This window comes from Micromonospora tarapacensis (assembly GCF_019697375.1).
Taxonomy (GTDB): Bacteria; Actinomycetota; Actinomycetes; order Mycobacteriales; family Micromonosporaceae; genus Micromonospora; species Micromonospora tarapacensis.
Genome location: NZ_JAHCDI010000004.1, coordinates 3,718,792 through 3,744,094 on the forward strand (window position 1 = coordinate 3,718,792; position 25,303 = coordinate 3,744,094).

Genomic DNA, 25,303 nt, shown 5'->3' on the forward strand with positions numbered 1-25,303 from the left:
GCATGCGCTGAAGACTTTAGCACTTGCACAATTCTTCAATTGGCAGGCGGTGAACAGCTCCGCACCGGTCAGTCGTTCTGCATCCACACCAGCGAGAAACGCTGGGCGTGGATCACCCTGCGGCGGTACGCCCCGAACGTTCGACGTCACCGTCTGGTGATCCGCCCGCCCGGGATCAGCGGTCGTTGACGCAGCGGAGCACGGGGCGGGTGGTGAGGGCGGTCGGGTCGAGCGGCGTGCCGGCGTGGACGGTGAAGGTCGTCGACTCGCCGGGCAGCAGGGTCACCAGCGCCTCGTCGACCTCGGCGGACGGGTCCAGCCGGTCCGGATAGAGGGTCAGGTCGCGCAGGATGGTGCGGGCGGTCACCCGGACCCGCTGGCCGCCGCGGGCCGGCTCCACCGTCGCGTCGAAGGCCGCGACCGGCCACCGGAGGTCGCGGTCCTCGGCGAAGAACCACAGCGCCCGCCCGGTGGGGTCGCCGGCCTCGGCGACCAGCAGCTCTCCCCGGGCGTCGTCGGGCCGCGCCAGCTCCGTGGGCAACGGCAACGGCACCGACGAGTACGCGGGCACGTCCAGCTCCAGCGTCGCCTTCGCCCGGGGTTCCCCGGTCACCGTGAGCCGGGTGACCGTGGCCGACGCCCGCCACGGCCGACCGCCGTCGTTGACCGCGACCAGGGCCAGCCCGCCGTCGCGGGGCGCGACGGTGAGCAGCCGGTCGGCGTAGGCCCGGCGCAGCGCGTACCACAGGGGTTTGCGGCGGCCGTCGCCGTCGATCGCCGCCCAGGAGGTGACCGGCCAGCAGTCGTTGAGCTGCCAGACGATGGTGCCCATGCACCGGCCCCGATGGGAGCGGAAGTGTTCCACCCCGAGCTGGATGGCCCGCGCCTGGTTGAGTTGGGTGAGGTAGTGCCAGTCGTCGAAGTCGCGCGGCTCGGGCAGGTGCGCGTCCAGCCCCCGGCGCAGTTTCCGGTCGCCGTCGGCGGCCTTCTGGTGGTGTGCCATGCCGGGTGAGTCGTGGGCGAGCGGCTCGTCGGACAACGCCCGGCGCAGCGTCGCGTACGCCGGCGGCGCCTGGTAGCCGAACTCGGCGACGAACCGGGGCAGGTATTCCCGATATTTCGAGTAGTCGTCGGTGTTCCACACGTCCCAGATGTGCGTGGTGCCGTACGCCGGGTCGTTGGGGTGGACCTGCTCGCTGCCCGAGTACGGGCTGCCGGGCCAGTACGGACGGGTCGGGTCCAGCTCGGCGACGACGCGGGGCAGCAGTTCCAGGTAGTAGCCGCGTCCCCAGCTGCGGCCGGCCAGGAGTCGCTGCCAGTTCCAGTCGTGCCAGCCCCAGATGTTCTCGTTGTTGCCGGTCCACAGCACCAGCGACGGGTGGCTGGCCAGCCGGGTCACCTGCTCGGTGGCCTCGGCGGCCACCTCGGCGACGAACGGCTCCTCCTCCGGATAGGCGGCGCAGGCGAAGAGGAAGTCCTGCTGCACCAGCAGGCCCCGCTCGTCGGCCAGGTCGTAGAAGTCCGCCGACTCGTACCGGCCGCCGCCCCAGACCCGCAGCAGGTTCACGTTCGCGGCCACGGCCTGGTCGAAGCGACGGGCCAGCCGGTCGGCGGTGACCCGGTTGGGAAAGACGTCGTCGGGGATCCAGTTGACTCCCCGGACGAAGATTGGCATCTCGTTGACGTGCAGGGCGAACGGGGCGCCGTACGAGTCGGGCGTGGTGTCCACGCGCACCGAACGGAACCCGATCCGCCGGTCCCAGGAGTCGAGGGTGTGGCCGCGGGAGTCGTGCAGGGTCACCGCCAGCTCGTAGCGGGGCTGCGCGCCGTAGCCCCGGGGCCACCACAGCTCCGGCCGGTCGACGGCGAGGGTCAGCACCGCCGACAGCTCGCCCGTCGGGATGGTCGCCGCGGCGGCCTGCCCCGCCACCGTCGCCCGCACGGTGAGCGGCACGTCCGCGACGCGCTCCAGTCGGGCGTGCAGCTCCACCCGGCCGTGGTCGCCGTCGACGGTGACCAGCGGGCGGACGGTCGCCAGCCGGGCGACCGACCAGCCGTGCAGGCCGATCTCCTGCCAGATGCCGGCGGTGACCAGGGTGGGGCCCCAGTCCCAGCCGAAGTTGCAGGCCATCTTCCGGATGAACTGGAAAGGCTCCGGGTAGGGGCTGGGCCGGTCGCCGAGCCGGTCGCGGTGCGCCTCGGCGTAGCGGTAGGCGGAGTCGAAGCGTACGGCCAGGGTGTTGGCCTCGGCCCGCAGCAGCGACGTGACGTCGAAGCGGTGGCCGCGGTGCATGTTCTCGGTGCGGCCGACCTCGACGCCGTTGACCGTGACGGTGGCCACCGTGTCCAGCCCGGCGCAGACCAGGTCGAGGCGCTGGTGGGCGCCGGCCGGTCGGTCGAAGCTGGTCTCGTAGACCCAGTCGGTGCGGCCGATCCAGGCCAGGGCGGTCTCGTTGTCGTCGAGGTACGGGTCGGGGATGAGCCCGGCCGCGAGCAGGTCCGTGTGCACGCAGCCGGGCACGGTGGCCGGTGTCGCCCGGCCACCGATCCCGGCCGGCACCTGCGGCCCGGGTACCGCCCGCAGGGTCCAGCCGTCGTGCAGCGCCTGCCGGTGCGGACCGGCTCCCCGCGCGTCGCTCAAGACTTCACCGCGCCTTCCACGATTCCTCGGACGATCCGGCGACCGCCGATGACGAGCACGACCAACAGCGGCGCTGTCGCCACGAAGGCACCGGCCGGCACCCGGCGGTGGATGACGTAGTTGCCGCTGGCCAGGTCGGAGATGGCCACCATCGAGGTGGGGTAGTCGGTGCAGGCCGAGCACCACCAGCGCGGGGCGCACCGCCGGCAGGGTACAGATCGTCTCATGACCTATCCTCCCAAGCCCACTGGGAACGCTCCTGATATCGAGGAACGTTGACTGAACCGAGCTAGTACCGGCACCCGTCGGCCCGAACACCCGCGGGCGGACCCAGGCCGGACCACGAGCCGGCGCCGGGTAGCGTGTCCAGCGCCGCCCGCGCCACCGACGCGGCGCCGGCAGGACGGACTCCAGGAGGAAGTACGCCGGTGAAGCGGCCCACGATCGCGGACGTCGCCCGGCGGGCGGGGGTTTCCAAGGGCGCGGTGTCGTACGCGCTGAACGGGCAACCGGGCGTCTCGGAGGCGACCCGGCGGCGCATCCTCGCCATCGCCGCCGAGATCGGGTTCAGCCCGAGCAGCGCCGCCCGGGCGCTGTCCGGTGCGACCGCCCGGGCGATCGGGCTGATCCTCGCCCGGCCGGCCCGGACCCTCGGCATCGAGCCCTTCTTCATGGAGTTGATCAGCGGCGTCGAGGCGGAACTGTCCGCCCGGTCGTACGCGCTGACGCTCCAGGTGGTGGCCGACCAGAGCGCCGAGATCGCGGTCTACCGCCGGTGGTGGGGCGAGCGACGGGTCGACGGCGTGCTCGTCTGCGACCTGCGGAGCGACGACGGGCGGGTACCGGTGCTGGAGGAGTTGGGCCTGCCGGCCGTCGTGATCGGCGGGCCGGCCGGCACGGGCGGACTGCCCAGTGTCTGGTCGAACGACGCGGCGGCACTGGTGGAGACCGTGGAGTACCTGTACGCCCTGGGCCACCGGCGGATCGCCCGGGTGGGCGGCCTACCCGAGTTGCTGCACACCGCCATCCGCACCCGGGCGTTCACCGAGGCATGCCAGCGCCTCGGCCTCGCCGAGACCGTCACCGTCTCCGCCGACTACACCGGCGAGGAGGGCGCGCGGGCGACGCGACGGCTGCTCAGCTCCCGGGTTCGCCCCACCGCGGTGATCTACGACAACGACGTGATGGCGATCGCCGGGCTGTCGGTCGCCCAGGAGATGGGGCTCCCGGTCCCCGCCGACCTGTCCATCGTGGCCTGGGACGACTCGCCGCTGTGCCGCCTGGTGCACCCGCCGCTGACCGCGCTCGGCCGGGACATCCCGGCCTACGGCGCGCACGCCGCGCGGCAGTTGTTGCAGGTCATCGAGGGAACGCCGGTGGTCGGGACGGAGGACGAAACCGCCCAGCTGACCCCGCGTGGCAGCACGGGCCCGGCGCCCGGCGGGAAGTGAACCGGTTAGGCAGATCCTGCCTTCACCGCGCGATCGACGGGAACTCCTCGAAGTACGCCTCGACCCGTTCCGCGGTCGCGGGTCGGGCCAGCTCGAACCCCTGGCCGTAGCGGCATCCGGCCCGGCGCGCCCCCTCGACCTGGTGGGCGGACTCCAGCTCCTCGGCCACCACCTCCAGACCCAGCCGGTCCGCCACCGTGACCACCACGTCCAGCAGCGGACGGTGCGGGTCGGCGCTCGCCGCGACCGCCTCCGGCCCGACCTTCAACAGGTCGATCGGCAGCCGCCGGAGCTGGGCCAGCGAGGCGTGCTCGGCCCGGAAGTCGTCCAGTGCGGTCCGGATGCCCATCGAGCGCAGCCCGGCCAGCCGCGCCACCACGGTCGGCAGCTCCGCGGCCAGCCGCGGCTCGGCGACCTCCACCACCAGTTGGTCCGGCCCCACCCCGTACGCCTCCAGCACGGCCGCTGTCCGGGGCACGAAGTCCGGTGAGGTGAGTTCGCGGGTGGTGACGTTGACCGCCATCCACAGCCGCCGGCCGCCGACGGACCAGTCGGCGAGCTGTCGGCAGGCCCGGTCCAGCACCCAGGCGCCCAGCTCGCCCACGATGTCGAGATCCTCGGCCACCGGCAGCAACTCCGTCGGGAACACCGTGCCGAGCACCGGATTGCGCCAACGCAGCAGCGCCTCCGTGCCGACCGGCGACCGGTCGGCCAGGCCGAGCACCGGCTGGTAGACCAGGTCCAGTTCGCCCCGGGCCACCGCGCCGGGCAGTTCCCGCTCCAGATCCAGCCGGCGGACCAGTTGCTCCTCCAGGTAGGCGTCGTACCACTCGACCCGCTCCCGGCCGAGTTGCGCCGCGCGTCGCCGGGCCAGGTCCGCCTGGCGCAGCAGATCCTCCGGCCGGGCCCGAGCCAGCTCGGCGAGCCCCACGCTGGGTCGCGACCGCAGCACCGCCCCCGACACCTCGTACGGCCGGCCCAGTGCGGTGAGCAGCCGGGCGCCCAGCGCGTACGCCAGCACCGGCCCGGCATCGGTGACCACCGCGAGACCGCTGGCGGCCAGGTCGAACACCTCGTCCTCGACGGCTGCCACCGCGCGGGCCCGGCGGACGGCCTCGGCGGTCAGGTCGTCGCGCACGACCGGCCCGGACAGCTCGGTGAGGTGCAGGTCCACCACGAGCAGCGCGCCGGTGACCGGTTCGGGTCGTGCCGCCAGGGCGCGCAGCAGGGCGGCCCGGCCGACCGGGCCACCCGGCGCCCTCGCGGCCCGTGCGCTCGTCCCGGCCGGTGCGGCCGGTGCGGTCGACGCGGTCGACGCGGTCGGTGCGGTCGGTGCGGTCATCGGCACCGGTGGGTTGTCCGGTGCCGCGCCACCGAGCAGTTCGCGCGCCACCAGCGAGGGCACCGCGGCGAGCGCGAGCAGCACAGCGGTGCGGTCCGGGAGGAGACCGGCCTGCAACTCGTGGACGATGGCCAGCACCACCGCGACGGCCGGAATCACCGACCGCGGCCAGTCCCACGGGGCCTGCGGGGCCGGCTGGCCCGCGCCGGGCCGAATCACCCGCCGCACTCCGGCGGCGACCAGCAGCACCCCGACCACCAGCGGGGGTACGGCCAGCAGCGCCGCCCGCCCGGCGGCGGGGCCGGCCGGCAGCGCGGCCAGCAGCACCAGGGCCAGCAGGGTCAACGCCGCCCCGGCCCGGCAGCGGGCGGCGCCGGAGTTCCGGTGTGCTCCGGTCAGCACGGCCAACGCGTCGACGGCGAGCAGGCCCAGGGTCACCGCGACGACCAGGCGGACCGGTGCCGGCACACCGGCGTACGGCAGCAGCAACCAGGCCACCAGCACCAGGCAGACGCCGGGGGCGGCGCCGCCGAGCAGCCGGCCCAGCCGCATCCGGGCCGGCGGACGCGGTGGTCGGGGCAGGCTGAGCAGGCCGCCGCCGAGCAGCACGGTGGTGCCGGCGAGCCCGGCGACGGCCGCCGCCGGCCGGTATCCGGCAGAGGCCAGCGGTAGCACCGCCGCGGTCAGGCCGGCGGTCACCACCGCGGCGTGCAGCATGGCGGCGGCCCGGCGCGGTCTCGCCGCCTGCCTGCGGGCCAGCCGGCCGGCGTCGGCGGGTGGCGAGTCGGGGCCGATGGTCAGCCGGGACAGGCGTACGCCGGCCAGCGTGGAGCCGGCCGCGCCGGCCAGCGCCACCACGGCGAGAGCCGGCACCGGACCGGTCGCGCCGAGGACCACCAGCACGGCGGCGACCGCGAGGACACAGGTTTCCGGCAGGACGGGACGGGACACGGCGGCACGGAACACGGACGCGACGGGCACGACATTCGCCTTCGTGAGGGGGCACGGGGGCGGTGCGGCGGTGCGCGGACGACGGACAGACAGTCCGCCATCCACCCTCGTGGAACGAGCCGGCGCGTCAGAGGTGACGGCCAACCGGGGGTGAGTCAGATCACGGCGCGTCGCCCGTCCGAGCAGACGCAGCGGCGGTCGCTCGACCCTTGCGCAACCCGCGTCGCACCCGGTGCGGGGGGTTCCGGCCCAGGTGGGATCATCTGGGCATGTCCCGCACCGACACCGCGCGATTCCGGCACCACCAGGCCATCCTGGCCGCGGCGATCGTCGCCGCCATCGGCACCCTGCCGCTGGCGAGCGCTCGCGCGTACCTGCTGCCGCTGCTGCTGGTGCCGCTGACCGTGGCCCTCTGGGCCTGGCGCGCCGGCACCGACGCCGACACCCGCGGGCTGCGACTGCGGGCACTGGTCGGGCAACGCCGGATCCCCTGGGACCAGGTGGTCGAGCTGGGATCCGACCCGCGCGGCCGGGCGGTCGCCAAGCTCGGCGACGGCCAGCGCCTCGTGCTGCCGGCCGTCCGCCGCGACGACCTGCCGCGCCTGGTCGCCGCCGCCGGGCATCGCGGCCCGGAGCCGGCTCAGTAGCCGTCCACCACCACGTTCCGCGGCGGCTCGCCGGCCACGAACCGCCGGATCTGCTGCCCGACCAGGCGGTACGCCCGCGGCAGCAGGCCCCGCACCGAGCCGGCCACGTGCGGAGTGATCAGCACGTTCGGCATCGTCCAGAGCGGATGGTCGGCGGGCAGCGGCTCCGGATCCGTCACATCCAGAGCGGCGCTGAGCCGACCGGTGGCCAGCTCGGCGACCAGCGCGTCGGTGCGGGCCACCGGGCCTCGGGCGGCGTTCACCAGCAGAGCACCGTCGGGCATCGCGGCCAGGAACTTCTCGTCGACCAGGCCCCGGGTCTGCTCGGTCAGCGGCAGCAACAGCACCACGACGTCGGCCTGCGGCAGCAGCTGCGGCAACTCGCCGACTCCGTGCACGCCCTGCTCCGCGCGGGCCGTGCGGGCCACCAGGGTGAACTCCACCTCGAACGGCGCGAGGCGGTCCCGCAGCGCGGCGCCGATCGAACCCGCGCCGACGATCAACACCCGTTTGCCGGCCAGCTCGTCGGTCGGGGCGATCTCGTCGTACGCCCACCGTCGCCGCGCCTGCGCGCGAGCCATCGCCGGAAAGCCGCGCAACTGGGACAGGATCGCGGTGACCACCCACTCGGCGGTCGGCGGATCGTGCACCCCCCGGGCGTCACAGAGCGTGACCCCCGGTGGGACCCGGCCAACCCAGGCGTCCGCCCCGGCCGAGAGCAACTGCACCACGGCCAGGTCGGGCAGTTCGGGCAGCAGGACCGTCGCGTCCACGCCGGCCAGGAAGGGCGGCACCCAGAACCGGACGCCGGCCACCGGCGAGGGCAGCCGCGCCGGGTCGTCAATCGTCTCGACGGTGACCTCCGGCGGCAGCTCGCCGAGCAGGGCGTGACCGGCCTCGTGCGGGATCCATACCTTCACGTCCGCAGACGATAGGCGCCCGGCCCCGTACCAGCCGGCCGGGGTCAGCCGGCGCCGCCCGCCACGGTGCCGCCGGCAGCGGGCTACCCTGGTGCGGGTGAGCGCTCCCCCGTACCTCCGCGCCCGTCAGGTCCGCAGCGCCCTCGCGGCGTCCTGCGCGACGCTCCTGCTCGCCGCCACCGGTTGCAGCCTCGGCGAGCCGGACCCGGATCCGGCCGGCGAGCCGCCGAACCTACCCACCCCGTCGGCCACGGCCGGCACCGGCGACCGGGAGGCCGTCGCCACCGTGCTCGCCCAGGGGCTGCGGGTGCCGTGGGGCATCGCGTTCCTGCCCGACGGCGGCGCCCTGGTCACCGAACGCGACAGCGGCCGGATCGTCCAGGTCGGGCCGGAATCGGGCCCCGACGGTCTGCAGATCACCGAGGTGCAGACCATCGACGACGTGGTCGCCTCGGGCGAGGGCGGCCTGCTCGGGATCGCCGTGTCACCGGGCTTCGCGCAGGATCGGACGATCTTCGTCTACCACACGGCCGAACGGGACAACCGCATCGTCCGGATGCGGCTCGGTGAGGAACCGACCCCGATCCTCACCGGGATCCCCAAGGCCGGCATCCACAACGGCGGCGGCCTGGCATTCGGCCCCGACGGGCAGCTCTACGCCAGCACCGGCGACGCGGGCGACACCGACCAGTCGCAGGACGTCGCGCGGCTCGGCGGCAAGATCCTGCGGATCACCGCGGAGGGGAAGCCGGCACCCGGCAACCCCTTCCCGGGCTCCCCGGTCTGGTCGCTGGGCCACCGCAACGTGCAGGGCATGGCCTGGGACGGTGACCGGATGTACGCCGTCGAGTTCGGCCAGAACACCTGGGACGAGATCAACCAGATCAGCAAGGGTGAGAACTACGGTTGGCCCGAGGTCGAGGGGCGCGGCGACGACGAGAAGTACGTCGACCCGATCGTGCAGTGGACGACCGACGAGGCGTCCTGCTCCGGTCTGGCGGCGGTGGAACGGATGCTCGCCACCGCGTGCCTTCGCGGGCAGCGCCTCTGGCTGGTCGAGCTGACCGACACCGGCACGGTGCTCGGGCAGCCCCAGGCGATGCTGACCGAGCGGTACGGTCGGTTGCGGGCGATCGCCGCCGCACCGGACGGCTCGCTCTGGGTCAGCACCTCCAACCACGACGGGCGCGGCCGTCCGGCGCCCGAGGACGACCGGCTGCTCCGGCTCGTCTTCGCCGGGGGCGGCGCGGGACGCAGCTGAGGCACGAACGCCGCATCACGCAGGTTTGCCAAGATCCTTCGTCGGGCAGGTCAGAATCTCAGCATGGATGGTCAGCAGAACGACGAGCCGCGCCGCGACCGGAACGGGGACGCCCCCGCCGGCCGCCCGCGCCGCTTCCCTCCGCTGCGGCGCGCCGCCGCCGGCTCCCGTACCCCCGGCGGCACAGCGGCCTACGCCGGGCCGCCGTCGCCCTGGCCGTCTTGGTGGTCAGCCTCGTCGGGGTGCTGCTCGGGGTGCTCGCCGGCGGGCAGCTGGGCACCGACATCGGCCCCTTCCACGCCACGCTGTCGATCTCGCCGACGGTCGACGGCAGCACCACCGTCGACATCCCGCCGCTGGGTTCACTGCTGCTGGACAGTCACGACGGGCCGACCCACCTGACGGTGGAACTGGGCGCCCTGGACCAGGGCCGCACCGAGGCACTGCTGGGTGACCCGGCGGGCCTCAACCGGGCCACCCAGTCGGCGGTCGACGAGGTCCAGATGGGTGTGCTGCGGCTCGGGCTGCGTACCCTCGGCTCCGCCGTGCTGGCCACCCTGGTGCTGGCCCTGCTGGTCTTCCGGAACGCCCGGCGGGCGGCCTGGGCCGGTGCGCTGGCCCTGCTGATCACCGCGGGCAGCCTGGGTACCGCCGCGGCGACCATACGACCGCAGGCCATCGAGGAGCCCCGGTACGAAGGGCTGCTGGTCAACGCCCCGGCGATCGTGGGTGACGTACGCAAGATCGCCGACGACTACACCCGGTACGCCGAGCAGCTCCAACGACTCATCGGCAACGTCACCCAGCTCTACACCACCGTGTCCGCGCTGCCCGTCTACGAGCCGGATCCGGACACCACCCGGGTGCTGCACATCTCCGACCTGCACCTCAACCCCTCCGCCTGGCAGCTCATCCGGACCGTGACGGAGCAGTTCGCCATCGACGTGGTGATCGACACCGGCGACATCACCGACTGGGGCAGCGAGCCGGAGGCGTCCTACGTCGGCTCGATCAGCCTGCTCGAAAAGCCCTACGTGTACATCCGCGGCAACCACGACTCCGGGCGTACGGCGGCGGCGGTGGCCCGCCAGCCGAACGCGATCGTGCTGGACAACACGACGACGACCGTCGCCGGACTCACCATCGCCGGCATCGGTGATCCCCGCTTCACCCCGGACAAGAGCACCTCGCCGGCCAGCGGAGGGCTCAGCCAGCCCACCGCCGACGACCTGATCACCACCGGCGAGAAGCTCGCCGCCACGATCCGCAGCTCGCCGCGGCCGGTGGACATCGCTCTGGTGCACGACCCGGCCGCCGCCGGTCCGCTCTCCGGGACCTGCCCGCTCGTGCTCGCCGGGCACACCCACAACCGGCAGGTCAACACGCTGCCCGAGGTGCCGGACCAGCAACCCACCACGCTGATGGTGCAGGGCTCCACCGGCGGTGCCGGGCTGCGCGGGCTGGAGGGCGAGGAACCGACCCCGCTGGCGATGACCGTGCTCTACTTCGACCAGGAGAAGCAGCTCCAGGCGTACGACGACATCACGGTGGGCGGCACCGGCCAGACCCAGGTGAACCTCGAACGCACCGTGATCACCCCGCCCGCCACCGTCACTCCCCTGGGCACCACCCCCACGCCGACCATCACCCCCACCCCCACGCCGACCCGCTGACGGACTGCCGATCCAGACGAGAAGGCGCTTCAATCCCGGCGGGTGGCGCACAGGTAGAGCCCTCAGCGTCGCGCTGAGGGCTCTGCCAGGTCGAGGTCAGCCCACGGGACCGAGCTGCTTCGCCAGATTCACGAAGCCCTGCCAGGCCGCCGGGTTGAACTGAAGGGTGCCGCCATCGCGATCCTTGGTGTCCCGGACACCCACGACGCCGGGCACGTTGTCGGCAACCTCGACGCAGTTGCCGCCGTTGCCGCTACTGCGGCTGCTCTTACGCCAGCTGGCGCCGCTCAGGTCCATGTCTCCGCCACTTCCCTCAGGAAATCGATCGACTGCCGGTGGGACACCGCCTCAACCCGGACGTTCTCCGACGCTGCCAGTATGGCCGCTACGTCGTCTGGGTCGCTAACCACTTGCCCCTGTAGCTGAGTGTCCAGGTAGGCGGCGGTGCGGTGGTCCTTGCTGGTGGCGAGAACGAAAGGTCCGTCAAGCCCGGCATAGGCACCAACCGACGAGGGAACGACCTGGACCCGAATGTGCGGCAGCTCGCACCATGCGATCAACGTCTGCAACTGCTCCCGCATCACCTCGGGGCCGCCCACCGGACGCCGCAGCGCGCACTCGTCCACGACGGCTGTCAACCACGGGGGGTTCTCACCTCTGAGGATTCCTTGCCGGGCGAGCCGAGCCGCCACAAGTTGGTCGACCTCGTCTGAGGTACGCCGTCCACTCGCCCTGAGGACCGCTCGCGCATACGCCTCGGTCTGTAGCAGTCCGGGCAGAACGACGGACTCGTATGAACGCAGCTCGACAGCTTCGCGCTCCATCTCCTGCCATGGGCGGAACCACACAAGGTCGCGGACTCGGCGTCTCGAAGTGTCCGGCCATATGTCCGACTCGTCTTTGCCGAGAACGGCGGCTGCGGTGGCGCGGTGCCCCGGGTGCGGGAGGCGGCCCTGGCGAAGCCACCGGTCGGTCGTCTTCGGGTCCACGCCAATCTGTGCCGCGAGCGAATCCGTTGTGTGGCCTGCCTCGTGGAGCGCGACCCGGAGTGCGTCGTTCATCGAACCTCCATCGGACACCGCAGATTTCCGTCCACCATATACACACGCGGTGTTGCCGTCCCGTCACAGGTTGGCAGTGTGTCTGGCATGGCGGCACTGCCTGGTGGAGGTGAGGGAGCCCGGCAGGAGTGTTCGCCCCGGGGCCGCCCGTGGACATCCCCCGTGCAGGGGCGGCCCCACTCGATCGCTCGCCCAAGGAGGCCGACGTGCGTACCCGAACCTCGTACACCTGCCCGACAGTTCTCCTGCCGGTCCTGCCGCAGCGCCGGCGCGGCGCGCACCTGCCCGAGTGGATGCGCCAGCCGACCCGGCCGCTCCCCGCCAGGGCCCCGGCCGCCCCGGTTGGCTGACGCCGGGCCAGCAGTGGCGGGCGGGCGGAGGTCGGCCGTGCTGACCACCCGACTCGCGAAGCCGGGCCGCGGCCCGCACCCCGACCGACCGGCAGGCGGGAACACCCCACACACCCCGGCACGCCCCGGCTGGCACTGCCGCGTCGACGGGCAGCCCTGGCCCTGCGGGGAGGCCCGACTCCTGCTGCCCGTGGAGTTCAGGGACAACGTCCCCGGCCTGACGATCTACCTCGCCGGCCTGATGTACGAGGCCATGCGCGACCTCTACCAGCTCAACCCGCACGACGGACCGGAGCCCGAGGATCTGTTCACCAGATTCGTTGCCTGGGCGGCCCGCCGCACGGAGCGAGCGCAGTGAAGCCCCGCGCACCGAAGGCGGCCGGTGCCACGTCCACCCAGGTGAATGGGAACGGGGGCACGAGATCTTGGACAGTTTCCGTTAGTTGCTAACCGAAAATGTCCAAGATCTGGACCCGATGTCGTCGCCGGCTCACCCGTGCCACCTCGTTGCGGCCCGGATGCGCATACCGGCACGCCCGGCCGGCGCCGCCCGGCCGTCGGCAGCGTCCGCCACGGAGGAACCCCGGCCGTCCGCCACGGAGGACCCCCGGCCGTCGATCAGCGGAGGCTCAGCAGAGGCTCGGCAGAGGCTCGGCAGAGGGCCCAGCGGAGGCCCAGCGGAGGCCCAGCGGAGGGCCCAGCAGAGGCTCGGCAGAGGGCCCAGCAGAGGGCCCAGCGAAGGCCCAGCAGAGGGCTCAGCGGAGGCTCAGGGCGGCCAGGGCGGCGTTGACGATGCTGCCGGGGAGCAGGTCGTGCAGCTCGTAGAGGTCGTGGACGGTGCCGGACTGGCCGAACTCGTCGACCCCGAGCGGTACCGCCGGGGCGGCCACCGCCGAGCCGAGCCAGGCCATGGCGTGCGAGGCGGCGTCGTGCACGGTCACCACCGGCACCCGGTCGGCGAAGGCGGCCCGCAGCGCGCCGGGCACGCTGGGCACGGTGGCCGTGCGTACGCCCTGCCGCAGGGTGCGCTGCCAGGCGCGGTAGAGGCGGTCCAGGCTGGTCACGTCGACGACGTGGGCGGCCACCCCCTCGTCGGCCAACTCCGCCGCCGCGGCCAGCACCTCCGGCAGCACCGCGCCCGAGGCGGCCAACTGCACCGTCGGCGCGTCGGCCAGCTGCGGGTGCGCCTGGTGGGCGTCCACCAGCCGGTACGCCCCGGCGAGCACCTGCCGGCGCAGCACCGCGTCGCCGAGCCGGGCGCGGGCCGCGTCGAACGGCGCCTGGTCGATCGGGCGGGTGCTGAGCCGGAAGTAGTACGCCCCGTCCTCGGCCGGCGCGGCGGTCGGCGTCGGCTGCGGCGCTCCGGCGATGTGACCGAGCGCGTCGCAGAGCAGCCAGTCCAGGCTGCCCGCGTAGGCGGGCTCGACGAAGGTGACCCCGGGCAGTTCCAGGCCGACGCTCGCGGTGATCGTCGACTGGTGGGCGCCGCCCTCGGGCGCGAGCGTGATCCCGGACGGGGTGCCGGCGACCACGAACCGGGAGCCGGAGTAGGTGCCGTAGAGGAAGGCGTCCAGCCCGCGCAGCACGAACGGGTCGTAGACGGTGCCGACCGGCAGCAGCGGCTGCCCCGACAGGTCCCAGGCCAGGCCGAGCTGGCCGAGCAGCAGGAACAGGTTCATCTCGGAGATGCCCAGCTCGATGTGCTGCCCGTCGGGGCTCTCCGTCCAGCGCAGCATCCGGTCCTCCGACCAGGAGCGCTGCGCGGTCGGGGCGAACACGCCGGTCTTGTTGATGAACCCGGCCAGGTTGGTCGAGGTCGCCACGTCCGGCGCGGTGGTGACGAGGAACTTGCCCACCTGCGGGTCGCGGGCCAGGTCGACCAGCACCCGACCGAAGACCTCCTGGCTGGAGATCGGCTTGTTCGCGCGTACCTTGGTGGCCTGGGGGACGGTGACCCGCAGCGCCCGCTCGCGGGGCGCGCGGGACAGCGCCTCCCGGCGTTGGCCGGCCCGGATGCCGGCCGGCGACGCCGGGTCGAGGCGGTCCCACTCGGTGTCGCGGGTCAACCCGTGCGCGGCGCGCAGCGCGTCGACCTGCTCGCCGGAGAGCAGCGCCGAATGGTTACGCGGATTGCCGGCGAGGGGCAACCCCCAACCCTTGACGGTGTACGCGAACACCACGCTCGGCCGGTCGGTCACCGCGTCGCACTGGGCGTACGCGTCCAGCAGCGACGCCAGGTCGTGCCCGCCCAGGTCGGTGACGAGCGGGCCCAGCTCCTCGTCGGCGACGTCGGCGATGAACGCCGCGATGCCGTCGGGGGCGCCGTCCAGGAACTGCTTGCGCAGCGCCGGCCCGGCCAGCCCGAACAGGGACTGGTACTGCTCGTTCGGCATCGCGTCGATCCAGTCGCGCAGCGCCTCCCCGCCCGGCCGGGCGTACGCCCGCGCCAGCCGGCGGCCGTACTTCACCTCGACCACGTGCCAGCCGGCGGCCTCGAACTGGCCGCGCCACTGGTCGATCCGCACGCCGGGGACGACCCGGTCCAGCGACTGCCGGTTGAAGTCGACCACCCACATCACGTTGCCGAGACCGGTGGTGGCCGGGTCGGCGACCGCCTCCCAGATGTTGCCCTCGTCCAGCTCGGCATCACCGACCAGCGCGACGAACCGGGAGTGCGGGCGCTCGCCGAAGTGCGCGTCGACATAGCGCCGGGTCACCGCGGCGAACAGCGGCGCGGCGGCGCCGAGGCCCACCGATCCGGTGGAGAAGTCCACCTCGTCGGGGTCCTTGGTCCGCGACGGGTACGACTGCAACCCGCCCCGGGCCCGCAGCCGGGTCAGGTACGACCGGTCCAGATTGCCCAGCAGGTACTGGACGGCGTGGAACACCGGGGAGGCGTGCGGCTTCACCGCCACCCGGTCCTCGGCGGCCAGGTGGGCGAACCACAGCGCGGTCATCGCGGTCACCAGCGAGGCGCTGGACGCCTGATGCCCGCCGACCTTCACCCCGTCGCCGGTGCCGCGCTCATGGTTGGCCGCGTCCACGATCCGGCTGGCCAGCCACAGCACCCGCCGCTGAATCTCGTCAAGCACCTCAAGATCGTGCTGGTTCACGCTGCACTCCATCCAGACGTCACCGTTGACGCCCTCGTGCGGGAACGGCGCGCCTGTTGATCATGAGGTCAGCGGCAGTTTGAAGATCGACGAGTGCCGCCATCCTCATGATCAACGAGGGCATGCCGGGGTGGGGGTGGGGGTTAGGAGGTGAGGCGGGTCAGGATCAGGTCCCGGACGGTCTTGGCGTCGGCCTGGCCGCGGGTGGTCTTCATGACCGCGCCGACCAGGGCGCCGGCCGCGGCGACCTTGCCGCTGCGGATCTTGTCGGCGATGGCCGGGTTGGCCGCGATCGCCTCGTCCACCGCGACGGTCAGCGCGCCGGTGTCGGAGACGACCTCCAACCCCCGGTTGCTCATGATCTCGGTCGGCGAGCCCTCGCCCGCGACCACGCCCTCCAGCACCGTGCGGGCCATCTTGTCGTTGAGCTTGCCGGCGTCGACCAGCTCCTGCAACTCGGCGACCTGCGCCGGAGTGGCTCCGATGTCGGCCAGCTCCACACCCGTCTCGTTGGCCCGCCGGGACAGCTCGCCCAGCCACCACTTGCGGGCCGCCGCCGGGGTCGCACCCGCCGCCACCGTCGCCTCGATCAGCTCGACCGCACCGGCGTTGAGCACCGACTGCATGTCCAGATCGGACAGACCCCACGCCTGCTGGAGCCGGCGCCGGTGCAGCCGGGGCAGCTCCGGCAGGGCGGCCTTCAGCTCGGCCACCCAGGCCGGGTCCGGCGCGAGCGGCACCAGGTCCGGCTCGGGGAAGTAGCGGTAGTCGGTGGCGGTCTCCTTGGACCGGCCCGGCGTGGTGTCCCCGGTGTCCTCGTGGAAGTGCCGGGTCTCCTGGGTGATCCGCCCGCCCGCGTCCAGCACCGACGCCTGGCGCAGCATCTCGGAGCGCACCGCCCGCTCGACCGAACGCAGCGAGTTGACGTTCTTGGTCTCCGTGCGGGTGCCCCACTCCTCGCCCGGCAGGTTCAGCGAGGTGTTGACGTCGCAGCGCAGCGAGCCCTCCTCCATGCGTACGTCGGAGACGCCGAGCGAGCGGAGCACGTCGCGCAACTCGGTGACGTACGCGCGGGCAACCTCGGGGGCCAGCGCCGCGGTGCCGGGAATCGGCCGGGTGACGATCTCCACCAGCGGGATGCCGGCCCGGTTGTAGTCGACAAGCGACTCGGTGGCGCCGTGGATGCGGCCGGTGGCGCCGCCGACGTGCAGCGTCTTGCCGGTGTCCTCCTCCAGGTGCACCCGCTCGATGCCGATCCGCACCATCTCGCCGTCCACCTCGACGTCCAGGTAGCCGTCGACGCAGAGCGGCTCGTCGTACTGGCTGATCTGGAAGTTCTTCGGCATGTCCGGATAGAAGTAGTTCTTCCGGGCGAACCGGCACCACTGCGCGATGGAGCAGTTCAGCGCGAGGCCGATCCGGATGGTCGCCTCGATGGCCGCCTTGTTGGCCACCGGCAGCGAGCCGGGCAGGCCCAGGCAGACCGGGCAGACCCGGGTGTTCGGCTCGCCGCCGAAGTCGGTCGGGCAGCCGCAGAACATCTTCGTGTTCGTGCCCAGCTCGACGTGGGTCTCCAGGCCGATCACCGGCTCGTAGCGCGCGACGACCTCGTCGTACGCGGGCAGCGTCGTGGTCATGAGAACTCCAGCTTTCGGGCGGTAGCCGGCCCGGGGCGGCATCCGGACACAACGCTGCCCAGCCTAGCCGCTCGGCCTGTCCCGGCTCGGCCCGGCGTCACCGGGGCGCGGTGAACCGCCGGCGACGCTCATGGGCCAGGACGAAGAGGATCCCGGCGACGCAGAACGCCACCACGGCCAGCAGCGCCAGGATGATGGTCGAGTTCGATCCGGTGACCGGCAGCCACGACCCGCTGTTCGTCGAGGGCGCCGGCGACGCCACCGGGCTCGGCGCCGTCGAGGTCTCGGTCGGCGTCGGGGCGGTCGGGGCCGGCCCGGTCGGGGCCGTGCTCGGGGTGGACGCGGGAGCGGTCGACGCCGCCGCGGTCGGTGACGGCGCGGTCGGTGACGGCGCGGTCGGCGACGGTGCGGTCGGCGACGGTGCCGGCGCGGCGGCGACGACGAGCGACACCGCCGCCGTGGCGCTGGTCGCCGTGCCGGTCACGCCCAGCGTGAAGGCGAAGCGGCCCGCGGTCGCGGGGTGCCGGTGAGCCGGCCCTGCGGGCCCAGGACGAGGCCCGGCGGCAGGCTCCCGGCGGCCACGCCGAACTGGATGTCGGAGTCACCCTCGGCGGTGAACCGGAACGAGTACGCCCGGCCGACCCGACCTCGCGGTGGCTCGCCGGAGGTGATGGCGACGGCCGGCGCGGCGATGACGACGGTGACGTCCGCCTCGGCGTGGAAGCCGTGCGCGTCGGTCACCCGGATGCCGAGGCCGTAGCTGCCCGGGGTGGTCGGCGTCCCCGCCAGGATCCCCGACGACGACAGCGCCATCCCCGCCGGCAGGGAGCCCGACCGGAGCGAGAGGCGGTACGGGGCGGTGCCGCCCGAACCGGTGAAGGTGTGCGCCGGGTACGGCTGCCCGGCGTACCACGGCGAGGGGGGCGCCGCCGAGGTGATGCTGATCGTCGGTGCGAGCACCACGACGGTCGCGGTCTGGTCGGCGAAGTCCCCGCTCGCTGTGGCGGTGGCCCGGACGGTGAAGGTGTAGCTGCCGGGAACGGCCGGCGTACCGCCCAGTCGGCCCGTCGCCGGCGCCAGCGACATGCCCGCCGGCAGCGCGCCGCCGACCAGCGCGAACCGGATCGTCGGGTCGCCGGTCACGGTGAAGGTGTGGGCCGGGTACTCCTCGTGGGCGGTGGCCTCCTCGGGCGGCGGACCGGAGGTGAAGGTGACCGCGGCGGCGGACGCCGGGGCAACGGTGCCGAGCAGCAGCACCAGGAGCACCAAGAGGATCGTGATCGGCCGCAGCGCCCTCATCGCACTTCCAGGGTTCGATCGAAAAAGCCGTCGCTCGCCCTAACAGCGGCTCGAACTCTATCCAACCAGGGCAAGTGACCAGGCGTAATGGTCCGAACGGTGACCCTGTGTCGCCGGTCGGAATCAGCGCGTCACGGCTGCTCGTACCCGCGCCACCACCGGAAGGCCCACGGCGGGGCGGCCTGCGCGCCGCCCCGCCGATTCGTCACAGCGTCGGTGGAGTGAACGTGCCGACGGCGCTCTCCAGCGCGGCGGCGACCCGGTACATCCGGTCGTCGGCCATCGTCGGGGCCATCACCTGGAGACCGACCGGCAGCCCGGCGGAGAGCCCGCAGGGCACCGAGATGCCCGGCCCGCCGTACAGGTTGGTCGGGATGGTGAACAGGTCGGCCAGGTACATCTGGTACGGGTCGGCGGTGCGCGCACCCAGCGGGAAGGCCACGAACGGCGTGGTCGGCGAGATCAGCGCGTCGACCTGCTCGAACGCCGCGGTGAAGTCGCGGGTGATCAGCGTACGCACCTTCTGCGCCTGGCCGTAGTAGGCGTCGTAGTAGCCCGAGGAGAGCGCGTACGTGCCGAGCATGATGCGCCGCTTGACCTCGGGGCCGAAACCGGCCTCCCGGGTCAACGACATGACCTCCTCCAACGACCGGTTGCCGTCGTCGCCGACCCGCAGCCCGAACCGGACGCCGTCGAAGCGGGCCAGGTTCGAGGAGCACTCGCTGGGCGCGATCAGGTAGTACGCCGGCAGCGCGTACCGGAAGTGCGGGCAGGAGACCTCGACGATCTCCGCGCCCAGCTTGGTCAACGCGCCGACGGCCTCGTTGAAGGCGGCCATCACCCCCGGCTCGGCGCCCTCGCCGCCGAACTCGGTGACGACGCCCAGCCGCACCCCGCTCAGGTCACCGGTGGCGCCGAGCTTCGCCGCGGCCACCACGTCCGGCACCGGCGCCGGGATGGAGGTGGAGTCACGCGGGTCGTGGCCCCCGATCGCGGCGTGCAGCAGCGCGGCGTCGAGCACCGTACGCGCGCACGGTCCGGGCGTGTCCAGCGAGGAGGAGAAGGCCACCAGGCCGTACCGGGAGGTGCCGCCGTAGGTCGGCTTCGCACCGACGGTGCCGGTGACCGCGCCGGGCTGGCGGATCGAGCCGCCGGTGTCCGAGCCGATCGCCAGCGGCGCCTCGTACGCGGCCAGCGCCGCCGCGCTCCCGCCGCCGGAGCCGCCCGGGATGCGATCGGTGTCCCACGGGTTGCGGGTCGGCCCGTACGCGGAGTATTCCGTGGACGAGCCCATCGCGAACTCGTCCATGTTGGTCTTGCCGAGCATCACCGTGCCGGCGGCGCGCAGCCGCTGCACGATCGTCGAGTCGTACGGCGGTCGCCAACCCTCAAGGATCTTCGACCCGACCGTGGTCGGCACGCCCCTGGTGGCCAGCACGTCCTTGACCGCCACCGGCACACCGGCCAGCGGCCCCAGCTCCTCGCCGGCGGCCCGCCGGGCGTCGACCTCCCGGGCCGCGGCCAGCGCACCCTCGGTGTCGACGTGCAGGAAGGCGTTGACCCGGTCGTCGACGGCCGCGATCCGGTCCAGATGCGCCCGGGTCACCTCCACGGCGGAGGTCTCGCCGGTGGCGACGAGGCCCGCGATCTGCGTCGCGGTCAGTGCGGTCACGTCGGTCATGAGGCCGCCTCCTCGTCCAGGATCCGCGGTACGCGGAACCGCTGCTCCTCAGCGTCGGGCGCACCCGACAGCGCCTCCTCGGGCGTCAGGCACGGCGTCACGACGTCCTCCCGGAGCACGTTGGTCAGCGGCACCGAGTGCGAGGTCGGCGGGATGTCCGCGGCGGCGACCTCACCCACCTGGGCGACCGCCTGGAGGATCACGTCGAGCTGGCCGGCGAACGTGTCCAGCTCCTCCTCCGTCACGGCTAGCCGCGACAGTCGCGCCAGGTGCGCGACCTCCTCGCGGGAGATGGCGGCCATCGGTGCCCCCTTCGTGGCTGTCCTGCTTCGGCTTCAGCCCGCGCGGTCGACGGGTACGCGCCGCGCGGTGACGGCAGCGAGTCTATTGTTTCGCGCCCGGCCCGCCGCTCCCGGCTCCCCGGGTGCGCCGCCGGGGCACCTCGGCCTCGTCGGGGCTGCCGAGCGGACGCAGCGGGCGGTACCGGGCCAGCCAGGCGACCAGTTCCTCGGCCGGCATCGGCCGGGCGTAGAACCATCCCTGTGCGGCGTCGCAGCCGGCCGCGTGCAGCATCCGCCAGGTCCGCTCGTCCTCCACCCCCTCGGCCACCACCCGCAGCCCCAGCGCCCTGCCCAGCCCGATCGTCGAGCGGACGATCGCCGCGTCGTCGGTGTCCTCGCTCATGCCCAGGACGAACGAGCGGTCGACCTTCACCTCCGACAGCGGCAGCCGGCGCAGGTGCTGAAGGGAGGAATAGCCGGTGCCGAAGTCGTCCAGCGCGATGCCCACCCCGATCCGGTGCAGTCGGGTGATGGTGGTCAGCACCCGGCGCGGGTCGGCCATCAGAGCACCTTCGGTGATCTCCAGTTGCAGGCGTTCCGGGGCCACGCCGTAGCGGGTCAGCCGGTCGCCGATCTGGTCGGCGATCTCGCCGGTGTGCAGGTCCCGCACGCTGACGTTGACCGCCGCCCGCAGCCCGAGGCCCGCCGCCGACCACTTGGCGAGCTGCTCCACCACGTCGTCGACGACCCGGCGGGTGAGCAGCCGCATCACGGCGCTCTGCTCGGCGACCCGGATCAGCTCCTCCGGGTCGACCATCCCCCGACGCGGATGCCGCCAGCGCAGCAGCGCCTCCACCCCGACCACCTCGCCGGTGGCGATGGCGATCTGCGGCTGGTAGTACATCATGATCTCGCCCGCGTCACCGGCCGGCTCGGCACCGGGCGGTGTGGTCTCGGCCGGCGGCAGCGGATCCGGTCGGGCCGGCTGGGCGGACCGGGCCGCCCGGCGCAGGGTCGGGTCCGCGCCGGTGATGATCCGGGCGATCAGCTCGTCGTCGTGGGTCACCGGCCGGGGTCGGCGTCGCCGCCGGCTCCACCACCGAGCACCGGAAGCCTCGTCCACCGGAGGGGATGCGGGCAGAGCCGCGCCGTCACCGCCGCGCACCGTGGGCACGTCGGCATCGCCGTCACCGGCCGGGCGGCCCGCCGACCCCGTTTCCAGCACCCGACGCAGGTCGGCGAGCAGGCCCAGCCGCTCGGCGGAGTTGTGGTCGGACTCGGCGGTGTAGACGGCGACCGTGTCGTTGCGGTGCTTCGCGTCGTACATCGCCACGTCGGCGTGCCGCATCAGGGTGGCGAAGTCCTCACCGTGGTCCGGATACAGGGCGATGCCGATGGACCCACCGACGTCCAGCGGCAGCCCGTCCAGCGGCACCGGCTCCGCGAGGGCCCGGACCACCTGGTCGGCCAGGAGCCGGGCCTCACCGACGTCGGTGAGGCCGGTCATCACGATCGCGAACTCGTCCCCACCGAGCCGGGCGACCATCTGCGGCGGCTCGACCACGTCGGTCAGCCGGGCGCTCACCTCGACCAGCAGCCGATCGCCGACCGCGTGCCCGAGCGCGTCGTTGACGTTCTTGAAGCGGTCCAGGTCGATCAGCAGCAGGGCCAGGCGACCGTCCGGCTCGCCCCGGGCCACCCGCTCGGCGTGCCGGTGCACCTGCTCGTTGACCTCGGCCAGCAGCGCCTTGCGGTTGGGCAGCCCGGTGAGCGGGTCGAGGGCGGCCAGTTGATGCTGCTCGACGGTGAGCCGGGCCATCCGGTACACCGCGAACAGCGGCACCAGCACCAGCGGGACCAGTGCCGCGCTGGCCCGCGCGGCGGTGACCAGCACCGGCGCGAGCAGCAGCAGCGACCCGGTGGAGAGCAACTCGAAGGGCAGCCCGTGCCACGCGTCGGGCCACCACCGCTCGCGGAAACGCAGCCGCACGGCCGCGGTGACCAGCCCGTAGTTGACGACGAACCAGGCGATCCCGGCGCCACCGATCGCCGCGATGTCGGTCCACCCCAGCGGTCCGCCGTCGAAAATGCCGCCGGGCCCCAACCGGGTGACCCCGTAGGCGGCGGCCAACGAGCAGGTGTACTGGCCGGCGTTGAAGGCCGTCCGCCAGGGGGCGTGCCGCATCCGTACGCCGGACACCACCACGGCCACCGCCTGCACCGCGACCGCCGGGCCGAGGCCCCAGCCGAGCAGGATCGCGAAGGTGAAGCAGGTCGACGGGAAGACCGCCGACGACGACTGCCGACGGCCGGGCGGCAGGAAGGGACGCGCGTCGCAGGCCACGGCGAGCACCGCCATCGTCCAGAACGCCGCCGGCAGCTCGGACAGCGTGGTGGAGAGCGCGACAAGCGGCCCGGCTGCCAGCAGCACGGCCACGGCCAGCACGGCCACCACGAACGTCGAGAACTGTGCCGTCCGTCCGGGCGGGACGAGGTTGCGCGGATCCTGCGACTCCATCACACCTCCCGGCACGAGACCCGGCCCGTGGGTTCACGCGCCGTGCCCCAATGAAACGCCCCCACCGCCCGATTCCCCGTCGCGACAGTCACGAATCGGTCGTAGTCGTAATTAAGTTGGTATCCGGGCGAGTGACTACAAGATCGACAAGTTGGGGCTCACTCCTCGACGCGGGCCACCTCACGGGCCGCGTCCGGGCCGGAGTCGAGCAGCACCCGGAAGCCCTCCTCGTCGAGCACCGGCACCTTCAGGCTGGCCGCCTTGTCCGCCTTGGAGCCGGGGTTGTCACCCACCACCACGAAGCCGGTCTTCTTCGACACCGAGCCGCTGACCTTTCCACCCCGGGCCTGGACCGCCTCGGCGGCCTGGTCGCGGGAGAACCCGGTCAGAGTGCCGGTCACCACCACCGTCACCCCTTCGAGTGGACGTGGCCCCTCCGCCACCGCCTCCTCGGCCATCCGTACGCCCGCCTCCGCCCACTTGCGCACCACCTCCCGGTGCCAGTCGACGGCGAACCACTCGCGGATGCTGGCGGCGATGGTCGGCCCGACACCGTCGACCGAGGACAGTTCCTCCTCGGTGGCCTGGTCGATCGCCTCGACCGAGCGGAAGTGCCGGGCCAGCGCCTGCGCGGCAGTCGGCCCGACATGCCGGATGGACAGCGCCACCAGCACCCGCCACAGCTCGCGTTCCTTGGCCACGGCGAGGTTGTCGAGCAGCTTGACGGCGTTGCTGCCGAGGCTGCCGTCCTTGTTGACGAAGAACGGCGAGCGGGCCAACTGCTCGGCGTCGAGCGCGAACAGGTCACCCTCGTCGGTGATGATCTGCGCGTCGAGCAACGCGGCACCGCTTTTGTAGCCGAGCACCTCGATGTCGAACCCGCCGCGCCCGGCCAGGTGGAACACCCGCTCGCGCAACTGCGCGGGGCAGCTGCGCGAGTTGGGACAGCGGATGTCCACGTCGCCCTCCTTGGCCGGCGCCAGCGGGGTGCCGCAGGCGGGGCAGGTGGTCGGCATGACGAATGGCCGGGCATCGGGCGGACGCAGGTCGATCACCGGGCCGAGCACCTCGGGAATCACGTCCCCGGCCTTGCGGATCACCACCGTGTCGCCGATCAGCACCCCCTTGCGCTCGACCTCACGGGCGTTGTGCAGAGTCGCGTAGGCGACAGTGGAGCCGGCCACCTTGACCGGATCGAGCAGGGCCCGCGGCGTGACCCGCCCGGTGCGCCCGACCTCGACCTCGATGTCGAGCAGCCTGGTGTTGACCTCCTCCGGCGGGTACTTGAAGGCGATCGCCCAGCGTGGCGCCCGGCTGGTCGAGCCCAGCCGACCCTGGATCGGCACCGGGTCGACCTTCACCACCACGCCGTCGATCTCGTGCTCGACGTCGTGCCGGTGTGCGGCGTAGTGCTCGATGTAGTCCCGGACCCCGCCCAGGTCGGGCACGACCCGCCAGCGATCGCTGGTGGGCAGACCCCACGCCTTCAGCGCGGTGTACGACTCGGACTGGGCGGCCGGCTGGAAACCCCGACGGGCCCCGATGCCGTGCACCACCAGGCGCAGTGGCCGGGACGCGGTGATCCGCGGATCCTTCTGCCGGAGGCTGCCGGCGGCGGCGTTGCGTGGGTTGGCGAAGGGCGCCTTGCCCTGCTCGACCAGCCCGGCGTTGAGATCGGCGAAGGCCGCGACCGGGAAGTAGATCTCACCACGCACCTCGATGAGACCGGGGGCCGGGCCGTACTCCGGCGAGTCGGTGAGCCGGTTGGGCACGTCGCGGATGCTGCGCACGTTGGCGGTGACGTCCTCACCGGTGCGGCCGTCGCCACGGGTCGCCGCCCGGACCAGCCGGCCCGCCTCGTAGGTGAGGTTGATGGCCAGCCCGTCGACCTTCAGCTCACACAGGTAGGGCACCGGCCCACCGGCGTCCCGCTCGACCCGCTCCGCCCAGGCGGCCAACTCCTCGTCGGCGAAGGCATTGTCCAGCGACATCATGCGTTCCGCGTGGGCGACCGGGGTGAAGTCGGTGGAGAAGGTGCCACCGACCCGCTGGGTCGGCGAGTCAGGGGTGCGCAGCGCCGGGAACTCCGCCTCCAGCGCCGCCAACTCGTGCAGCTGGCGGTCGAAGTCCGCGTCGGAGACGGTCGGCGCGTCGAGCACGTAGTAGCGGTACTGGTGCTCGGTCAGCTCCTGACTCAGCGTGGCGTGCCGCTCCCGCGCCCGTGGCGGGGGCTCGGCACCGGCTGCCGCCTCCTGAGCCGCGCTGACCTGCTGGACACTCGCTTCCTCGGACCCGCCGCCGCCGTCGGACACCGCTGTGGACCTCCCGTTATCGCGCTACCCCCGCACGGTATCCCCCCGGTGGGACAACCGTGCCGTCAGCCGCCCGACCAGGCCGGCCGCCGAGCCGCCGTGTCGCACCCCGGCGAGCGACACCCCAGTGCGGTCAGCGTGTCGCCGGCCGCAAGGCCGCGGTGG

19 protein-coding genes and 1 pseudogene are annotated in these 25,303 nt (G+C 73.1%); 7 read left to right on the forward strand and 13 right to left on the reverse strand.

Going from position 1 to position 25,303, the window contains the following annotated elements:
• Positions 1–175: 175 nt before the first annotated feature.
• Positions 176–2,641 (reverse strand): glycoside hydrolase family 2 protein, encoded by a 2,466-nt coding sequence (locus tag KIF24_RS22785; protein WP_221085760.1) that lies wholly within the window; start codon positions 2,639–2,641, stop codon positions 176–178.
• The gene (locus tag KIF24_RS22790) at positions 2,638–2,868 is read right to left on the reverse strand and encodes a hypothetical protein (protein ID WP_230415847.1); all 231 of its coding nucleotides are present in this window, start codon (positions 2,866–2,868) and stop codon (positions 2,638–2,640) included. The genes KIF24_RS22785 and KIF24_RS22790 overlap by 4 nt, the downstream gene beginning before the upstream one ends.
• A 201-nt stretch (positions 2,869–3,069) precedes the next feature.
• On the opposite strand from KIF24_RS22790, the gene KIF24_RS22795 reads away from it, so the two are divergent.
• Positions 3,070–4,092, forward strand: coding sequence for a LacI family DNA-binding transcriptional regulator (locus KIF24_RS22795; RefSeq protein ID WP_221085761.1), 1,023 nt, complete (start codon positions 3,070–3,072; stop codon positions 4,090–4,092).
• 22 nt (positions 4,093–4,114) lie between these two features.
• Here KIF24_RS22795 and KIF24_RS22800 read toward each other — a convergent pair whose 3' ends face one another.
• Positions 4,115–6,415 carry an EAL domain-containing protein gene (locus KIF24_RS22800; RefSeq protein ID WP_221085762.1) on the reverse strand — a complete coding sequence of 767 codons (2,301 nt, stop codon included), beginning with the start codon at positions 6,413–6,415 and terminating at the stop codon, positions 4,115–4,117.
• Positions 6,416–6,654: 239 nt separating this feature from the next.
• Here KIF24_RS22800 and KIF24_RS22805 point away from each other — a divergent pair, with 239 nt between their 5' ends.
• Entirely contained in the window at positions 6,655–7,032 is a 378-nt protein-coding gene (locus tag KIF24_RS22805; protein WP_221085763.1) for a PH domain-containing protein, read from the forward strand.
• Here KIF24_RS22805 and KIF24_RS22810 read toward each other — a convergent pair.
• Positions 7,026–7,952, reverse strand: coding sequence for a 2-hydroxyacid dehydrogenase (locus KIF24_RS22810; RefSeq protein WP_221085764.1), 927 nt, complete (start codon positions 7,950–7,952; stop codon positions 7,026–7,028). The two genes, KIF24_RS22805 and KIF24_RS22810, sit on opposite strands and share 7 nt — an antisense overlap.
• Positions 7,953–8,049: 97 nt before the next feature.
• On the opposite strand from KIF24_RS22810, the gene KIF24_RS22815 reads away from it, so the two are divergent.
• Positions 8,050–9,213 (forward strand): PQQ-dependent sugar dehydrogenase, encoded by a 1,164-nt coding sequence (locus tag KIF24_RS22815; RefSeq protein ID WP_221085765.1) that lies wholly within the window; start codon positions 8,050–8,052, stop codon positions 9,211–9,213.
• A gap of 63 nt (positions 9,214–9,276) precedes the next feature.
• Positions 9,277–10,886: pseudogene (locus tag KIF24_RS22820) on the forward strand (metallophosphoesterase).
• Between the two features lie 96 nt (positions 10,887–10,982).
• On the opposite strand, the gene KIF24_RS22825 reads toward KIF24_RS22820, so the two are convergent.
• Positions 10,983–11,183, reverse strand: a complete 201-nt coding sequence (locus tag KIF24_RS22825; protein ID WP_221085766.1) for a DUF397 domain-containing protein — start codon at positions 11,181–11,183, stop codon at positions 10,983–10,985.
• Positions 11,174–11,947 (reverse strand): DUF5753 domain-containing protein, encoded by a 774-nt coding sequence (locus KIF24_RS22830; RefSeq protein ID WP_221085767.1) that lies wholly within the window; start codon positions 11,945–11,947, stop codon positions 11,174–11,176. Before KIF24_RS22830 ends, KIF24_RS22825 begins: the two co-directional genes overlap by 10 nt.
• A 206-nt stretch (positions 11,948–12,153) precedes the next feature.
• Here KIF24_RS22830 and KIF24_RS22835 point away from each other — a divergent pair, with 206 nt between their 5' ends.
• Positions 12,154–12,297, forward strand: a complete 144-nt coding sequence (locus KIF24_RS22835) for a hypothetical protein (protein WP_221087679.1) — start codon at positions 12,154–12,156, stop codon at positions 12,295–12,297.
• A 37-nt stretch (positions 12,298–12,334) separates the two neighbouring features.
• Positions 12,335–12,655 (forward strand): hypothetical protein, encoded by a 321-nt coding sequence (locus KIF24_RS22840; protein ID WP_221085768.1) that lies wholly within the window; start codon positions 12,335–12,337, stop codon positions 12,653–12,655.
• A 397-nt stretch (positions 12,656–13,052) separates the two neighbouring features.
• On the opposite strand, the gene KIF24_RS22845 is transcribed toward KIF24_RS22840, so the two are convergent.
• Entirely contained in the window at positions 13,053–15,410 is a 2,358-nt protein-coding gene (locus tag KIF24_RS22845) for a transketolase-like TK C-terminal-containing protein (RefSeq protein WP_221085769.1), read from the reverse strand.
• A 143-nt stretch (positions 15,411–15,553) separates the two neighbouring features.
• Positions 15,554–17,047: an Asp-tRNA(Asn)/Glu-tRNA(Gln) amidotransferase subunit GatB gene (gatB, locus tag KIF24_RS22850; RefSeq protein WP_221085770.1), complete on the reverse strand. Its 1,494-nt coding sequence runs from the start codon at positions 17,045–17,047 to the stop codon at positions 15,554–15,556.
• A 191-nt stretch (positions 17,048–17,238) separates the two neighbouring features.
• On the opposite strand from gatB, the gene KIF24_RS33350 reads away from it, so the two are divergent.
• Positions 17,239–17,577: a hypothetical protein gene (locus KIF24_RS33350; protein ID WP_230415849.1), complete on the forward strand. Its 339-nt coding sequence runs from the start codon at positions 17,239–17,241 to the stop codon at positions 17,575–17,577.
• Here the strand turns inward: KIF24_RS33350 and KIF24_RS22855 are convergent.
• From KIF24_RS22855 to ligA, 5 genes are all read right to left on the reverse strand, one after another.
• Positions 17,528–18,346 carry an Ig domain-containing protein gene (locus KIF24_RS22855; RefSeq protein ID WP_230415850.1) on the reverse strand — a complete coding sequence of 273 codons (819 nt, stop codon included), beginning with the start codon at positions 18,344–18,346 and terminating at the stop codon, positions 17,528–17,530. The genes KIF24_RS33350 and KIF24_RS22855 overlap by 50 nt on opposite strands.
• 205 nt (positions 18,347–18,551) lie before the next feature.
• Positions 18,552–20,027 (reverse strand): Asp-tRNA(Asn)/Glu-tRNA(Gln) amidotransferase subunit GatA, encoded by a 1,476-nt coding sequence (gene gatA, locus KIF24_RS22860; protein WP_221085771.1) that lies wholly within the window; start codon positions 20,025–20,027, stop codon positions 18,552–18,554.
• On the reverse strand, positions 20,024–20,329 hold the full coding sequence (gatC, locus tag KIF24_RS22865) for an Asp-tRNA(Asn)/Glu-tRNA(Gln) amidotransferase subunit GatC (protein WP_221085772.1): 306 nt from the start codon (positions 20,327–20,329) through the stop codon (positions 20,024–20,026). Before gatC ends, gatA begins: the two co-directional genes overlap by 4 nt.
• 82 nt (positions 20,330–20,411) lie before the next feature.
• A complete protein-coding gene (locus tag KIF24_RS22870; protein ID WP_221085773.1) occupies positions 20,412–22,826 on the reverse strand; it encodes a putative bifunctional diguanylate cyclase/phosphodiesterase in 2,415 nt (804 codons plus the stop codon).
• Between the two features lie 158 nt (positions 22,827–22,984).
• Positions 22,985–25,138: an NAD-dependent DNA ligase LigA gene (gene ligA, locus KIF24_RS22875; protein ID WP_221085774.1), complete on the reverse strand. Its 2,154-nt coding sequence runs from the start codon at positions 25,136–25,138 to the stop codon at positions 22,985–22,987.
• Positions 25,139–25,303: the final 165 nt, after the last annotated feature.

What these genes read in the sequence shown, in the direction of transcription:
- KIF24_RS22805 (WP_221085763.1), top strand. Translation starts at nt 6,655, where the DNA reads ATGTCCCGCACCGACACCGCGCGATTCCGGCACCACCAGGCCATCCTG.
- KIF24_RS22790 (WP_230415847.1), bottom strand. Translation starts at nt 2,868, where the DNA reads ATGAGACGATCTGTACCCTGCCGGCGGTGCGCCCCGCGCTGGTGGTGC.
- KIF24_RS22870 (WP_221085773.1), bottom strand. Translation starts at nt 22,826, where the DNA reads ATGGAGTCGCAGGATCCGCGCAACCTCGTCCCGCCCGGACGGACGGCA.
- gatC (WP_221085772.1), bottom strand. Translation starts at nt 20,329, where the DNA reads ATGGCCGCCATCTCCCGCGAGGAGGTCGCGCACCTGGCGCGACTGTCG.
- KIF24_RS22830 (WP_221085767.1), bottom strand. Translation starts at nt 11,947, where the DNA reads ATGAACGACGCACTCCGGGTCGCGCTCCACGAGGCAGGCCACACAACG.
- KIF24_RS33350 (WP_230415849.1), top strand. Translation starts at nt 17,239, where the DNA reads ATGATGGTCGAGTTCGATCCGGTGACCGGCAGCCACGACCCGCTGTTC.
- gatB (WP_221085770.1), bottom strand. Translation starts at nt 17,047, where the DNA reads ATGACCACGACGCTGCCCGCGTACGACGAGGTCGTCGCGCGCTACGAG.
- KIF24_RS22825 (WP_221085766.1), bottom strand. Translation starts at nt 11,183, where the DNA reads ATGGACCTGAGCGGCGCCAGCTGGCGTAAGAGCAGCCGCAGTAGCGGC.
- gatA (WP_221085771.1), bottom strand. Translation starts at nt 20,027, where the DNA reads ATGACCGACGTGACCGCACTGACCGCGACGCAGATCGCGGGCCTCGTC.
- KIF24_RS22855 (WP_230415850.1), bottom strand. Translation starts at nt 18,346, where the DNA reads ATGAGGGCGCTGCGGCCGATCACGATCCTCTTGGTGCTCCTGGTGCTG.